This window comes from Metasolibacillus fluoroglycofenilyticus (assembly GCF_003049645.1).
GTDB lineage: Bacteria > Bacillota > Bacilli > Bacillales_A > Planococcaceae > Metasolibacillus > Metasolibacillus fluoroglycofenilyticus.
The window spans coordinates 490,700-506,698 of record NZ_PYWK01000001.1 but is presented as its reverse complement, the minus strand read 5'-3'; the positions used below and the strand labels follow the sequence as shown (position 1 = coordinate 506,698).

The window sequence follows — 15,999 nt, the reverse complement described above, 5'->3', positions numbered from 1 at the left end:
ATAACACCCTAATTTAGACCGATAGAAGATCTATTTTTCCAGCCGCAATAGGAATTTTAGCCTTTATTTTTAAAAGTAGCTTTCCGCATTAGCTACTATAAAAATATCTTATAATATAGGGCAGAAAAAATAAATCTTATTTATATGTATCGTACTAATTATTATACTTTTAAATTATTACTTCACAAATACATTATTTTCTATACATTTTTAAGGGAGGAAATACAATGCGAAAAGATTATTCAACTGTTAAAGGTTTTGGTGAAAGGGAGATTGTCATTTCAAAATCACGCTTTATTGCTTATGTCGAGCGTGCCGAAACAGAACAGGAAGCCATTGATTTTATAGATAAAATAAAAAAAATGCATCCTTCTGCCACACATAATTGCTCCTGCTATTTAATAGGAGAGCATGACAATATTCAAAAAGCAAACGATGATGGGGAACCAAGTGGTACAGCAGGCGTCCCTATGTTAGAAGTGTTAAAAAAGCAAGGCTTAAAGGATACCGTCGTTGTCGTAACACGCTATTTCGGTGGCATAAAGCTTGGCGGCGGTGGATTAATTCGTGCTTATGGGAAGGCAACTACTGAAGGACTCGATGCCGCAAAAGTCGTAGAGCGCAAATTACATCATTTGATGCAAGTGTCTATTGACTATACATGGCTAGGTAAAGTAGAAAACGAGGTACGAAATTCGCACTATACTTTAAAAGAAATCCAGTATGCAGATGCTGTCGAAGTATTTGTTTACGTTTTAAAGGATGAAGAAGAAGCTTTTGCTGAATGGATGACTGAATTGACGAATGGGCAAGCGCAAATCGCCTGTGTCGACAAACAATTTATCGAGTTTATCCTTTAAAGCATTAGGAAATTTTGAAGACTCTCCTTATTTTCGCTTTTTTCGTTTACTGATACGGTACAGCATAGTATAATTAATAGTATTGTAAATTTGCACAAGGTTAAATGATATATTCCTAACATATTTAGAGGAGAATGAAAATGAAACGGTCAAAGCAAAAAGAGAAGAAGCCTTCGAAGCTTTCTCTCGCTCTTAAAATAACATTAATATTAGCCGCATCTTTATTAATTTGCGTCACAACTTACGGCATGTACTTAACGAAAAAAGCAGAACATGCGGTTGAACAAGCATATGAAGAAATCGAAAATCGCGAAGTTTCAACAAAACGTCCTACTGAAGTGAAGGTGGAGCCTATACAAGATAATGTTTCTGTATTATTCGTAGGGATTGACGATAGTGAACAACGTGGTCAAGGTGAGGGCTCTAGATCAGATGCATTGCTGCTTGCTACATTAAATAGAACGACAAAAACAGTAAAGCTTTTAAGCATTCCACGTGATTCTTATGTTTATATTCCTCACATAGGCTATAAAGATAAAATTACCCATGCTCACGCATTCGGTGGTACGCTTGCAACGATTGAAACGGTCGAAGAATTATTCGATATTCCCGTTGATTATTATGTTCGTATGAATTTTAACGCCTTTATTGATGTGGTAGATGCTCTTGGTGGTATCGAGGCAGAAGTACCATATGCTATGCTTGAAAAGGATGAATTCGATCGCAATACAGTTAATTTACAGCCTGGCATACAGCATTTAAACGGGCGCGAGGCATTAGCATTGGCACGTACACGTAAACTCGATAGTGACGTAGAGCGTGGTAAACGTCAGCAGGAGATTTTAAAGGCTATTGCACAGCAAGCGGCTTCCGTATCATCAATCATGAAATATGATGAAGTAATTGATGCGGTTGGCGCAAACATGAAAACAAACATGACATTCAAAGAAATGAAAGGTTTCTTCAGCTATTTAACACAAGGTGTGCCTCGTATTGACTCGCTGTCAATAGAAGGCTATGACGATATGTCTACTGGTATATATTACTATCAGCTTGATGAGCAATCCTTAGAAGATACAAAAGTAATTTTAAAAAGCCATCTCGGCCTAACAGATGATGCAATAAACTCTTCAAACGGTTCATCATTAGCAGGCAATGGCTCGGAGCAAACACAATCAGAATCATCTACAGTGCCTAACCAGCAATAATATATTTGAAAAGGACTGTTTAAAAGCAGGCGCATACGCCACTTTTAGACAGTCTTTTTATTTGCCAAGCGGGCAAAGTCTAAAAAAATGAGGTCCCCTTAATGTATCAGAAATATAGCATTTATTTATTCAAGTTAAGAAAACAAAAAACATCTGAAAAGCGTGCAAAGCACTGCTTTTCAGATGTTTCTCGTTTTATTTATTAAAAATGCGTACTAAGTTTAACAATGGTTTGTAATTTTTCCCTGCTAAGCCGATTACTTCGACAAATAACTCAATTGCCACTAAGATGACTGTCACTAATAAAATAGCGCCCCATACTGTCGACATTGAGAAGATAACTGCCGCTAAACCAAACATACTTGCAATACCGTAAATAATTAACACTGTTTGACGGTGCGAGAAGCCCATATCAAGCAAGCGATGATGTAAATGTGATTTATCTGGATCCGACCATTTTTGCTTCATGCGCAATCGACGCACAATCGCGAAAAATGTATCAGAAATTGGTACACCTAACATAATAACAGGAATAATAAATGAAATAACCGTTACATTTTTAAATCCTAATAAGGAGAAAACGGCAATCATAAAGCCTAAAAATAGCGCACCTGTATCACCCATAAAAATTTTAGCTGGGTGGAAATTATAAAATAAAAAGCCCAGTGTACTCGCTGCTAAAATAGCCGCCATTACAAGTACAAAAATATTACCCATACTTAAAGCCATTCCTGCAAGTGTAATTAAAGCAATCGTTGATACACCTGCTGCTAGACCATCAAGACCATCAATTAAATTAATGGCATTCGTAATTCCTACAATCCAAATAATTGTAAATGGAATGCTTAAAAAACCAAAATCTAAAATACCACCGAACGGTAAATTGATGAAATCAATATCAATACCGCCTACAAATACGATAACTGCCGCAGCAGCAATTTGTCCGATTAACTTAGCCTTTGCGGAAATTTCATACATATCGTCGATAACACCAGTTGCAACAATAATCGTCGCTCCTAAAATAATTGCTAGCGTATATTCACTCTCTGGTCGCAATACAGCTACTCCGATTAAAAACGCACCAAAAATAGCTAGTCCACCTAACCTTGGCATAATTCGAGCATGCACTTTACGGTAGTTTGGCGCATCAACAGCACCTATTCGAAAGGCTAAACGCTTCACAAGTGGAGTTAGTACAATGGCCGCAATAAACGCGACAATTAAAGACACGTAAATCATGTCTCTCCTCCTTAAATTTAATCGTCATAATCAATTACGCCTCGGCGTAATTGGTCCAGATTTTTTCGAGCAAGCGTGGAAAAGTGCTTCAAAATCCGTGACATCCGCCGGGGGCTTTATTTAGATTTAGTGAGCATATCGCTGCTCACGTTAGTGAAATGTCAATTAGCATTCATTTCACTATCTGCAGGGCGGACGTTTTGTATTTGCCGCTTCCTTTTCTAACCAAGATAATATACTGAATCTAAATAAACCATGATAATTATAACACGTTTAATATACAAAATATAGCGTTTCTCTCGCAAATTACTGTATATTATCTGCAATTTGGTGAAAACTATACCTTTGCCTCTTTCTCTCACTGATTGTTCATGCAGCCATGAGTAGTAATATAGCTGATTTTCTGATAGAATAAGCTAGTGTCTGCTAGCTATTTTAAGGAGACAACTTTAAAGGAGCGTAATAAAATGTTCTCAATTTTTAAACGGAATAAAGAGCAAACAAGTGCTCGCGAATTAAAACGATACTATAAAATAGTAGATCAAATTAATGCACTTGAAGCAACATATGCTGCAATGTCAGATGAAGAACTACAAGGCATGACTTTGAAATTTAAAGAACGCATTGAAAATGGCGAAGAAGTTACAGCAATTATCCCTGACGCATTTGCTGTCGTTCGTGAAACATCTAAGCGTATTTTAAATATGCGCCACTTCGATGTGCAATTAATCGGTGGTTTAGTATTAACAGAGGGTAATATCGCAGAAATGCCTACAGGTGAAGGGAAAACATTAGTCGCATCCCTCCCATCTTATGTGCGCGCACTAGAAGGTAAAGGCGTACACGTCATTACTGTAAATGATTATTTAGCAAAGCGCGACTTCGAATTAATTGGACAAATTCACCGCTTCCTCGGCTTAACAGTCGGCTTAAACGTACCGATGATGGAGCAAGGTGCAAAAAAAGATGCTTATAATGCTGATATTACATACGGTGTCGGCACAGAGTTTGGCTTCGACTATTTACGTGACAATATGGCACATTCGATTGCTGATAAAGTACAGCGCCCATATCATTTTGCGATTATCGATGAAGTAGACTCGGTATTAATCGACGAAGCAAAAACACCTCTTATTATTGCAGGTAAAATGTCGGCAAATGAAGAGTTGCATCGTATCGCAGCGATGCTAGCGAAGCGCTTTGTAAAGGATGAGGACTACGATTTTGATGACGAAACAAAGGCCACTTCTTTAACAGATCAAGGTATCGAAAAGGTAGAGGCGGCATTTGGTGTTGACAACCTTTACGATTTAGAGCATCAAACACTTTATCACTACGTTATTCAAGCTGTACGTGCCCACGTAATGTTTGAGCGCGACGTTGACTATATCGTGCGTGATAATAAAATTGAGCTTGTGGATATGTTTACAGGTCGCATTATGGAAGGCCGAACATTATCTGACGGCTTGCATCAAGCAATTGAAGCAAAGGAAGGCGTCGAAATAACAGAGGAAAATAAAGCACAAGCACAAATTACCATTCAAAACTATTTCCGTATGTATCCGAAATTGTCAGGGATGACGGGTACAGCAAAAACTCAGGAAAAGGAAATTTTAGAAGTATACAATATGCGCGTCATTCAAATTCCAACGAATAGACCACGAAAACGTATCGACCAAACAGATATCGTCTTCGAAACAATTGAAGACAAATATGAGTATGTAGCGCAAGAAACGCTGCGTCGCCATGAAAAAGGACAGCCTGTACTAATTGGTACAACTTCTATTTTACAATCTGAAAAAGTATCACAGTACCTAAAAAAATATAGCTTACCGCACCAGCTCTTAAACGCAAAAACGGTGGAGCAAGAAGTAGAGCTTATTTCTGAGGCTGGGCAAAAAGGACGTATTACTGTTGCGACAAACATGGCGGGACGAGGTACTGATATCGTTTTAGGTGAAGGTGTTGAGGCGCTTGGTGGTCTTTTGGTTATCGGTACAGAAAAGCATGAAAGCCGTCGTGTGGATAATCAATTACGTGGACGCTCTGGTCGTCAAGGCGACCCTGGTGAAAGCCAGTTTATTTTATCAATAGAGGACGATATGTTTAAACGCTTCGCTAAAGATGATGTGGAAAAGTTCCGTAAAAAAATGATTGTCAACGATATTAAGCGCGTTGAGAATAAAGATATTATCGAGCTTATTAATCGCACGCAGCGCATCGTAGAAGGTGCTCATTTCTCCATGCGTGAATACAATTTAAAGCTAGATGATGTCATTAATGACCAACGCAAAATCATTTATGATTTACGCGATAGAGTGTTAGCAGGTGAAGATTTACTTGCACTCATTACACGTATGATGTATGAAACGGTTGATTTTGCAGTACGCGATAATGCACCAGAGGAAGCCGACCCGCTTGAATGGAATTTCGATAAAATGGAGCAGACGGTTAACACTTTATTTTTAACAGACGTTACTATCGACCGAACAGAAACAAAAGTAACTAAAATTTTAGATTCGTTGAATAGCAGTGTATTTGAGTTACGTGACTTTATCGAAAGCTATGAGAGCAACGAGCAAGTGATGCGTGTCATCCCACAAGTTGTATTAAGCTATATTGACGCAACATGGGTAAAACACTTAGAGCAAATGACGCATTTAAAAGAAGGTATCGGATTACGTCATTACCAGCAAGAAGACCCAATGCGTATTTACCAACGTGAAGGCTTAGAGTTATTCGGTAAAAACTATCAGGAACTGCGCCGTAGCATTGTAGAAGAACTTGTAGCATTTATGAAAAATCTTTCAATGATTGAAGAGCAGGAGGAACTATAAACATGGGCTTATTCGATTTTTTCAAAAAAGGTGATAAAGTAGGAGCAGACAGCGCTGTTGACTCAAAGGAATTATTAAAGGATACGAAGCAATCAGGTGATGAACGTGATGTCGTAACAAAATTATCCTTCCATCCACAATGGAATGTGCCATTAGAGCAACAATACGTATTTAATTTCTTAGCAAATGAATTGCAGCCATTAAAACCAAATCAGCTATCACTATCAGCAATTAATATTGAAGAAAACCCACGTACGGGTGCATGGAATGTCAAAGTATTTTTCCGTTCTTCATTACCAGAACCGATTGAACTTGGAGAAATCGAATTACTTATTTTAGATAAGGATGACAAGCGTCTAGCGTCTAAAACGTTCCACTTTCAGGATTTAGGCATTATTCCCGCTGAAAGTGCCCGCCCTTGGGTATTTGAGTTTGATAAAGACTCTATTGAAGAAGGTGTAAAGGAAGTACCAAAAGAAGACGAATGGAAAATTGCCTTCAACTTAATTTCTTTACGTGGGCATCAGCTTGATTTAGATGAAACGTGGAAAAAACAATTGCCAGTGGATCAGCAAGAAGCGTTAGAAAAAATCGTCAAGGACTTACCAAAGCTAGGTAAATCAGAGGTCAACTTTACTGGCTTACAGGCAAAGCTTCAAAACGATAAAAGCTTACATGTATCCATCTTTATTCGTAACGGTAACGACAAAGCAATTAACTTAGAGCAGCTACCACTTGAAATTATCGACGCGCGCGGTAAGCAAGTAGCAAAAGGCTCATTCAAACTTGACCCTGTTTTAACAGTACTGCCAAATACAACAAAGCCGTGGACATTTATTTTCCCTGCCCAACTAGTAAACGTAAAAGGAATTGACCTTTCACGCTGGACAGCACGTGTACCACAGCAATAAAAACAAAATGTTAGACCGAGATTAACTTGGTCTAACATTTTTTGTTTGATTGATAGGGTTGTGGATGGTCTGTTTCTATTGGCGTTTCAGCATTTGTTATGACTTGCTGAATTTTATTTGCATGCGGTCCCTCTTTATCAGCGACCTGCCGTGCTCTATTGGCACTCACCTCATATTTTTGCAACTCTCCCTAGAGTCATGTCCTATGGTATATTTCACAGCACTCTATCATACATTGGGAAATGGGTCATATAAAAAAGATTGACACGTGAAATAGTTCTCACGCACCAATCTTTATTAGCTGTATATTTTACTATGTATAGAGTATGTATAATATTATTCGAATGAAACATTCGCAACTCGTTTTGCACCTACATAGCGGTTACCCCAATACCATTTGTCATTAATATCTGTAACACTTACACCAATATTCGTTTGGGAGTGGATGAATTTGCCACCGCCTAAGTAAACACCTACGTGAGAAATACCACTACCTGAAGTATTAAAGAATACTAAGTCACCTGGAATTAAATCGTTTTTACTAACCTCTGTTCCTACACTGTACATAGATGCTGAAGTGCGAGGTAATGTAGTAATGCCTAAATCACTGAATACAGCACGAACATATCCAGAGCAATCAAAGCCTCTTGATGTAGTACCACCATATGCATATGGTACACCTAAATATTTTTGAGCTGTTGATTTAAAATCGCTTGAAGTAAAATCCGCAGCAGATGCTTTATCGTTCCCAATAGGTGATAAGAAGATAGCTAATGCTGCTAAAAATGTTAATAATGTATTTCGTAAAATATTGTTGTAACTCATTAATAATCCTCCACACAGCCGAATAATTTTCTGATAATTTAACTGTTCTAAGATTAACATGAGTTGCTCCACTGTAACATTACAGTTCTGTAACAATACAGTTACACATATAAAAAACTGTGTTAAATGACGACTTCCTTCTATACCCTGTTATATCAACATTTAAACATCTTTTTTACAAAAACATTGCAGTTCTATGTAAAACATTAGAGACATTCCCCTAATTTCATCTTACACCTTTGTAACATTTGTAATATAACATAGGTTAATTTAGTCTTAATTTTCAACGCATCTTCAAAACCTATAACAGTTGCTTGTACATACTTTTCACTTTTTGTTCAGGGAGACAAAAAGGGTACTTCTACGCACTTTTTAGGCATTTACTTAACAAAAAGAAGGACTACCAAAAAGCCTCGTTTCCTAGCTTTCTAGCAGTCTGATTTAATTATTCAATACCATTAAAGCGCTTGAACGCAACAAAACGCTCCGCCCAATAGCTATGAGTTACTTTAGAGATTTCAACACCTGTTGTCCCCGCATGAATAAATTGATCTTCACCTATATAAATACCCATATGTGAAATATTTGGTATGTACGTATTTTTGAAAAACACTACATCCCCTGGCATAGGCTCCTCTACTGCAGTTGTATCCTGTAAAAAATAATCTAAGCTACTTTTACGAGAAATATCTAAGCCCGCATTGCTATAAACATATTTGACAAAGCCGCTACAATCAAAGCCCTCTATCGTATTTCCAGCAAATAAATAGGGTGTCCCAAGCAATTCATGAGCGAGTTCAACAACACGGTGATAAACAGCTTGTCCATTTGTTCCCGGCGCAACTGTTATAACTTGCTCCGTTATTAAATTTGATTGCGCCACGTTATTTACTTGTAGCTGCTGATTAATATAGATAAAATCCGATTGCAGCTTATTCAGTTCTTTTAGCTGCTCAACTGTCATATTATTTTTTTGAGCGATAACTGTTAATGTATCGCCTCTCTTAACTGTATAAGTAGTTGCATTCGTTGTCTTTTCCTCAACTACAGCTTTTTCGACTTTCTCCACTTTAGTTGCTTTTACTTCTGGACTTGCTAGCATTAGCTTTTGATTTACGAAAATAGCATCTGATTTTAAATTATTCCATTGCTTTAATTGCTGTACTGTTAGTTCATGTTCTTTTGCAATTTTCGTCAATGTGTCGCCTTTTTGTACTGTATAAGATGCTGCCTCTGCTGCTGGTACTACGAGCGCTGACAATATTAGCGTACTCGCAACCGCAGCGTGCCATTTACTTGCCATTTTCAAAACCCCGTCCTTTCTAGATTACATATAACGAACTTTTTACTATAATTAATGTTATTGTAACGAATATATATAACTATTCACAATAGCCTATTTGCCCTTATTGTGATTTTTTATTTTGTCTAGCTAATTTTATAATTCCATCTCAAGTCCTAAATGGGAGTGACCGCTTTTCCATTAAAAAAATCAATTTGTCTCACAAATTTTGTGACAAATCGATTTTTCAGTGCCCTCTTCCATCGGGTAACTCCTTCTTAAAACCTCTTGCTAATTGACTAAGCCATTCTTCTAGCATAGCTAACTCCTGCTTTGTTTCTATTTTCTCTTTAAGGTACTCTATATCTATTGATTCATAGTTACTCGATAATATTTTTAATAGTTCGATTTGATATTTAGCTTGATGATAACCCATTTCCCTCTCCTAATTTACGATTAAAGCGAGCTAATATTCTTTCTTCTGTTGGATCTTTCAGTCTTACTCGACCACGTCTTAGGTTTTTACGTCGAATTTCTAATGTTACATGTTTAACAGCTTCTTCAGACTTTTTTGTATTGGCTGCAACTCTTTTATAACAATTTTGAAAAGCCTTTTCGTAAACTAAACATAATCAATATTAATTATTTGAAACATTTCGTTAAATTCTAATAATGGCATTTCCAAGCCCCCCAAAAAAGTGTATGCTAGTATACATACTACTTGTGTCAGTCACTATTTTAAGGAGAGAAAGTACCATGAAATTTATTCGTGAAAACCTCGTTGTAGGCTTCATGCTATTCGCACTGTTTTTAGGAGCTGGAAATATTATTTTCCCACCATTATTAGGCCAACAGGCTGGTGAGCATATTTTAATCGCAATGATTGGCTTCTTAATTACAGGGGTTGGCTTACCGCTTATTGGGGTTATAACGGTAGCAAAAAGCGGAGGAGATTTACATGAACTATCCAGTAAAGTAAATCCTCTTTTCGGTATTATTTTCACATCGATTGTTTATTTATCAATTGGACCATTTTTTGCGATTCCTCGAACAGCAGCCGTATCCTATGAAATCGGAATTAAAGCACCATTTTTAACTCAGCAAATGGCTGAAAGTCCACTTTCCCTATTCATCACAACCCTTATATTTTTTGTGATAACGCTATATTTAGCGTTTAATCCTACAAAAATTGTAGATCGTATCGGGAAAATCTTAACGCCTGCTTTATTGCTAATTATTTTAGCACTTGCCCTAAAAAGTGTGATTACACCACTCGGTCCAATCGGAGAATCACAGGGGAATTATCAAACTTCACCATTTTTTGAGAGCTTTATTCAAGGCTACTTAACGATGGATGTGCTTGCTGCTCTTGTATTCGGTATTGTTATTGTCCAAGCGTTAAATGGACGTGGTTTAACGCAAAAAACACAGCAAATTAAAATCGTTATTTTTTCAGGTATTGTAGCAGCACTTGGTTTAGCGTTTGTTTACGTATCACTTGCGTACATCGGTGTGACGAGCACAAGCGTTATCGGCTTTCACAATGATGGTGGGGTCATTATTGCAAAAGCGACGAATGCTCTCTTTGGTAAAGCAGGCAGCATTATTTTAGCTGCAACGATTATTTTAGCCTGCTTAACAACCGCTGTTGGACTATTATCAGCTAACGCAGCATTTTTCAACAAGCTATTCCCACGTGTTTCATATCAGGTTTTCTTAATAGTGTTCACTATACTAGGTTTAACCATTTCGAATTTTGGTTTAGAATCAATCATTTCTTATTCACTACCAGTTTTATTAGCGATTTATCCAATTGCCATTGTGCTTATGCTATTAGCGTTATTCGCAAATCATTTCCAGCACAGCTCCATTGTGTACGGGCTACCTTTGCTAGTAACTGCTGCTATTAGTATATACGACGGTTTTAAAACGTTAGGAATTGAAATTAGCACATACGAAAATATTATTAGTTACCTCCCATTATACGAGCAAAGCATCGGTTGGTTAATTCCTGCCTGTGTTGCAACAATTATTGGCTTGATGATTCATAGCGTCAAAAATAAGTATCGCAATGCTTAAAATATCACTTATAAAGGTGTGGAACGAATGAAAAACTTACTAAAAGCAATGCTTTTTAGCTTCTTTTTATTAATACCGATAACAGCAAATGCGAGCACTTTAGATGAGGTAAAATCACTAATTAAAGCAGAGTATGTTGGCAATATTAACGGTAGCTTACAAAATGCCTCTTCCATCCAAGAGGTCATGGATATGCTTGATGCCTATTCTACCTTCTTCACTGCAGCTGAATTCGAAAAATATATAAGTTCGATTGAAATGACCTCCGTTGGTATTGGAGTTGTCGTAGAAAAGCACGATAAAGGTGTGTTAATTAAAGAGGTAATTGAAGGTGGTAGCGCACACAAAGCCGGCATAAAAAGCGGGCAAATCATCGTCAGCATCAACGGACAATCAACTGTCCCAATGTCTATTCAAGAAGCAACGTCCTTGATTATGGGAGAGCAAAATACATCTGTGCGCCTTGGTATACTGCATAATGGACAGACAAAAATGATGACGCTCATTCGTCAACCATTCAGCATTCCAAACGTCACAACAAAGCTGCTTTACGGAAATATAGGCTTTATTCATTTAAGCTCTTTTTCAGAGGATGCAGCAAAGCTTGTAAAAAAAGCATTTAACGAGCTGAAATCACAGGGAGCAACTTCCTTTATTTTAGATGTACAAGATAATGGCGGTGGCTATGTAACAGCCGCTGAGCAATTAATTGGCATGTTTCCTAAATCACCATATGCTTACAAGCTGCAAACAGCAACAGGTACGACGAAATACAATTCTAGCTTCCAGCCTACAAAATTCCCTACGGACACGCGCGTACTTGTCAATCGCTTTAGTGCCAGCGCATCAGAAATGTTAGCTGCGGCATTAGTTGATCAAAAGTCAGCAGTTGTTTATGGCGAAAAAACATACGGTAAAGGGACAATGCAAGGATTTTTTGAGCTTTCCGATGGCAGCTATTTAAAGCTGACAGTAGGAAAATTCTCTGGTCCAAATGGTAGTGCAATTAATGAAGTTGGCGTAAAGCCACATATTACAACGACTACGCCAATAATGACAGCACATTTCGATTCGCTTGTAGGCAAATTTAAGCTTTATAGGGCATTGCCAGCAGTTACAGTGAAGGAAAGTAAAACAGTAACTCTTTCTTATAGCCAATTGCTTGCCTCGAAGCTTCCAGCAAGTTCCATCGAGCTTGTAGCTTTAGGTGGCGAAGCTGTTCCAATAAAAGTTGTTCAAAAAAATAAACAGCTCGTTATTACAACAACAGAGCTGCTTGCTGAACAAACACAATACATGCTCATCATTCACCCAGCAGCCTTAAAAGATTCAAAAGCGAAAGGGCAATATGTGCATATTACAGTAAATTAAAGGAAAGAAGGGACGTCCCAAAAGTAGTGCATTGCCTGCTTTTGGGACGCTTTCGTTGATGCCTCACCAAAGGAAATCACCCAGTGTTTAGCATCTTTCTTTTGAATTTAAAATAAAATAAGCGGAAAGCGAATTTCTCCCTACAATAGGGCGAAAATAAACTTTCGAAATAGCCCCACGCTTTCCAAGTGACAATTTATTGTGATTAATACAGTTTTAGCGATAATATAAATGCTTAAAATGTTTACTCGAGTGACATTGCCCTTTATTATTTCTTGAATAGCTTCTTTTTCACCTTCGCTATGATTTGCTGGAGCTCCTGCAAGCGGAATAGTGCTAATAATAAAACATAGCTAATTAGCAAAATCATAAATGTGACAATCACATGTAGCCAAATAAAATTGATATGGATATATGTTGATACAAGCCATACAATAGCAATATAAATCACTGTTAATGTAGCAAATCTCATAAATTGCGACATATTTTTATCAATGAGCTTTAACTTGTATTTCCATTGTAGCCATATGACAAGTAACAAGAAATTGGCTGCTGCACTGACAACAGTTCCCCAAGCAATAGCATGTGCCGCATACTGCCCTATCATTAATTGAATAACTGCGATATTTACACCAAAAACAGTAATAAAGCTAAAAATAACAGGCGTCATCGAGTTACCTTTCGCATAATAGAAACGTGTTACGTACATATTGGCAGCAAGGAAAAACATCGTAAGACTGAATACTGTAAGCAATGGTGTCATCACAGCCGTATCTGTAGCATCCCATTGATTCCGCTCAAAAACAATACGAATAATCGGCTCTGCTTGGAAATAAAAATAGACAGAAACCGGCATTACTAATATGTAGAGTAAGCGCAGTCCGCGTAAATACAAAGCTTTTACAGCCGCTATATCCTCTTCTCCCTCCTTTTTACTAAGTAATGGGAAAATAACTGTCGTCACAGCCGTCATTAAAATCGCTTGTGGAAACTGTGACATTTTCGTCGCGTAGTTCACAGCAGTTACAGCACTAGCATCCAACATATTTGTAAAGAAGCGCTGAATTAAAATATACATTTGTGCTGTCGCCCCACCAAGCATAATCGGTAAAGCCACTTTCCATAGCTCCTTTTGGTCATCTGCATTGGGAGGCATCAGCTTAAACGACATGTGCTCTGCTTTGCGCACGCCAAATACGAGGAAAAAGAACATACAGGCTGCCCCAAGCAATGCCCCAACACCATAGCCAATCGGTCCAATGACAAGCGATAGCCCAACTGAAATAATTAAAAAAGATAAATTATAAATAAGCACCGAGAAGCTCGATAAATGGAACTTGCCTTGCACGTTTAAAACACCGCTTAGCCAAGTCGAAAGCACGAGCATAATTGTTGATGGCATCATCCAATAATAAAGTGATTTCAGCCGCTCATATTCCTCGCCTGTCGCCGCTTGGAAATACCAATGCAAAATCGGATTTGCAAAAATGATAAACAGTAACGAAATAATCGAAATTGATACGATAATTGTCGTAAACGTACGGCGAATATAGTCTGTAAGTGAGGCAGATGTTTTATGGTAAATCGAAATAAAAGCAGTCGTAAACGCACCGCCTATTACTAAATATAAAAAATTGGGAATGGTGTAAGCATTAATGATGCTAGCAGCAAGCTCTGTTGTACCATACTGCCATCCAATTATAACCTCACGCAAAAACCCAAAAAGTCGAGCGAGTATATTAATAACCGCTACCGCTCCGACAATTTTTAAAATGCGGTTCACGCTGCATCAATCCTTATCTTTGGCAATTTTAAAGGGCGCGTCCGAACAGCAGTACTTCACCTGCCGTTCGGACGCTTTTGTTTGTGTTTTATTGAATATAAAAATGGGTAGCAAAGTTTGCATCTAGCAACTTTCCTTTATATTAAAATGAATTGGTTTTTTTGGATAACCTTCTGAGCATTTATAGTTTCGTGAACTACTCCCACCACTTACCACCCTTACGGGTCGCTTGAAGTGGGGGCTTCTTGGGAAGTAGATACTTTTACTAGCTATCTATATTTACCAAGCTATGAGGACAGTTCCTGCCCCTATGGAAGATACCAATTACATGGCTAGTTTTAGCAGATTTAGACTTGCATTATGGTCTCTATCGTGATGGCTATTACATTCAGGACAAGTCCACTCTCTAAGGTTTAGTTTCTTGACTTCCTTGTTCTTATAACCACAGCAAGAACATAATTGACTACTTGCATAATTCTTAGGTGCAATTATCAAGTCACGACCTTTCCATATTGCTTTGTAGTCAAGGTATTCTCTGAATTTAGCCCAAGATACTTCACTGATTGCTTTTGCTAAATTGTGATTCTTTTGCATATTTTTCACTTTCAAGTCCTCTATCACAATTACTTGATTTTCGTTTGTGATTTCATTACTTATTTTGTGAAGAAAATCATTTCGTTGGTTAGCAATCTTTTCGTGAAGTTTTACGACTTGTAGTCTAACCTTATTGCGATTTTTAGAACCTTTCTTTTTGCGTGATAAAGAACGTTGCAAAAAAGCTAATCTTTTTTCAGCTTTTCGTAACCATTTAGGATTTTCATATTTCTTTCCATTGGATAATATGGCGAAGTCTTTCAAGCCAACATCAATACCAACCCTAGTATCAATCTTAGGGAATAATTGTTCATTTTCTTCCACCAAAACAGAAGCAAAATATTTGCCTGTTGGTGCTTGGGAAATGGTTACAGACTTAATCAAGCCTTGGAATAATCTATGTTGCTTGATTCGTACCATTGTTTTTAGTTTTGGCAACTTGATATAACCATTATCAATATATATGGTTCCTTTTTGGTTGTTCGTCTTGTAGCTACGGTGATTATCTTTTTTGCTTTTGAATTTTGGAAATCCCACAGATTTATCACGAAAGAAATTAGCATAAGCCTTGTCTAGATTTAATTGGGCGTTAGCCAAAGCAAGACTATCCACTTCTTTTAGAAACGGAAATTCAACTTTATATTTGGCTGGTGTAGGATACTTGATGGACTTATCAATGTTTTCTTGAGATTCCTTATAAGAATTGATTCTATCGGCAAGCATTTTGTTATAGACAAACCGCACACACCCAAAGGTTTTTACGAAAAATATTCGCTGTTCTTTGTTCGGGTAGATACGATATTTGTATGCTTTCAACATTTCCTACACCTCCTTTTTTCCTTGTGTTTCAATGTATTGCTTTAGGATTTCTAATGGTGCACCGCCAACAGTTAGCAAACAATAGCTTTGTGACCAGAAATATTCTTTCCATAGTTTCTGTCTGATTTTAGGAAATTCGTTTTTGATTTTTCGTGAACTAGCACTTTTAAATATATTCGCAACTTCTCCTG

12 protein-coding genes and 1 pseudogene are annotated in these 15,999 nt (G+C 37.5%); 6 read left to right on the top strand and 7 right to left on the bottom strand.

The genetic code is table 11. The features are described from left to right. Positions 1 to 227: 227 nt before the first annotated feature. Together C9J36_RS02145 and C9J36_RS02140 are read left to right on the top strand one after the other, a co-directional pair. Positions 228 to 860: a YigZ family protein gene (locus C9J36_RS02145; protein WP_066165011.1), complete on the top strand. Its 633-nt coding sequence runs from the start codon at positions 228 to 230 to the stop codon at positions 858 to 860. 140 nt (positions 861 to 1,000) lie between these two features. After that, positions 1,001 to 2,068, top strand: coding sequence for an LCP family protein (locus tag C9J36_RS02140; protein ID WP_066165008.1), 1,068 nt, complete (start codon positions 1,001 to 1,003; stop codon positions 2,066 to 2,068). Between the two features lie 195 nt (positions 2,069 to 2,263). Here the strand turns inward: C9J36_RS02140 and C9J36_RS02135 are convergent, their stop codons facing one another. Further along, the gene (locus C9J36_RS02135) at positions 2,264 to 3,307 is read right to left on the bottom strand and encodes a glycosyltransferase family 4 protein (protein ID WP_066165005.1); all 1,044 of its coding nucleotides are present in this window, start codon (positions 3,305 to 3,307) and stop codon (positions 2,264 to 2,266) included. Positions 3,308 to 3,774: 467 nt separating this feature from the next. Here C9J36_RS02135 and secA2 point away from each other — a divergent pair, with 467 nt between their 5' ends. Beyond that, on the top strand, positions 3,775 to 6,144 hold the full coding sequence (gene secA2 / locus C9J36_RS02130; RefSeq protein ID WP_066165002.1) for an accessory Sec system translocase SecA2: 2,370 nt from the start codon (positions 3,775 to 3,777) through the stop codon (positions 6,142 to 6,144). Between the two features lie 2 nt (positions 6,145 to 6,146). Next, complete coding sequence (locus C9J36_RS02125; protein ID WP_107942105.1) at positions 6,147 to 7,055, top strand: accessory Sec system S-layer assembly protein; 909 nt, start codon at positions 6,147 to 6,149, stop codon at positions 7,053 to 7,055. A gap of 336 nt (positions 7,056 to 7,391) precedes the next feature. Here the strand turns inward: C9J36_RS02125 and C9J36_RS02120 are convergent, their stop codons facing one another. The 3 genes from C9J36_RS02120 to C9J36_RS02110 all read right to left on the bottom strand — a co-directional run bounded on the left by C9J36_RS02120 (position 7,392) and on the right by C9J36_RS02110 (position 9,598). Continuing rightward, a complete protein-coding gene (locus C9J36_RS02120; RefSeq protein WP_107942104.1) occupies positions 7,392 to 7,880 on the bottom strand; it encodes a C40 family peptidase in 489 nt (162 codons plus the stop codon). Positions 7,881 to 8,325: 445 nt separating this feature from the next. Continuing rightward, a complete protein-coding gene (locus C9J36_RS02115) occupies positions 8,326 to 9,183 on the bottom strand; it encodes a C40 family peptidase (protein WP_107942103.1) in 858 nt (285 codons plus the stop codon). A 226-nt stretch (positions 9,184 to 9,409) separates the two neighbouring features. Next, entirely contained in the window at positions 9,410 to 9,598 is a 189-nt protein-coding gene (locus C9J36_RS02110; RefSeq protein WP_107942102.1) for a hypothetical protein, read from the bottom strand. A 320-nt stretch (positions 9,599 to 9,918) separates the two neighbouring features. Here C9J36_RS02110 and brnQ point away from each other — a divergent pair, with 320 nt between their 5' ends. After that, positions 9,919 to 11,241: a branched-chain amino acid transport system II carrier protein gene (brnQ, locus tag C9J36_RS02105; protein WP_107942101.1), complete on the top strand. Its 1,323-nt coding sequence runs from the start codon at positions 9,919 to 9,921 to the stop codon at positions 11,239 to 11,241. Between the two features lie 27 nt (positions 11,242 to 11,268). Then, positions 11,269 to 12,612, top strand: coding sequence for a S41 family peptidase (locus C9J36_RS02100; protein WP_107942100.1), 1,344 nt, complete (start codon positions 11,269 to 11,271; stop codon positions 12,610 to 12,612). Positions 12,613 to 12,880: 268 nt separating this feature from the next. Here C9J36_RS02100 and murJ read toward each other — a convergent pair whose 3' ends face one another. From murJ to C9J36_RS02085, 3 genes and pseudogenes are all read right to left on the bottom strand, one after another. Next, positions 12,881 to 14,395, bottom strand: coding sequence for a murein biosynthesis integral membrane protein MurJ (gene murJ, locus C9J36_RS02095; RefSeq protein WP_107942099.1), 1,515 nt, complete (start codon positions 14,393 to 14,395; stop codon positions 12,881 to 12,883). Positions 14,396 to 14,719: 324 nt separating this feature from the next. Then, a complete protein-coding gene (tnpB, locus tag C9J36_RS02090; protein ID WP_107942098.1) occupies positions 14,720 to 15,808 on the bottom strand; it encodes an IS200/IS605 family element RNA-guided endonuclease TnpB in 1,089 nt (362 codons plus the stop codon). Between the two features lie 3 nt (positions 15,809 to 15,811). Then, positions 15,812 to 15,985 (bottom strand): annotated as a pseudogene (locus C9J36_RS02085) (transposase); the annotation flags it as partial. Positions 15,986 to 15,999: the final 14 nt, after the last annotated feature.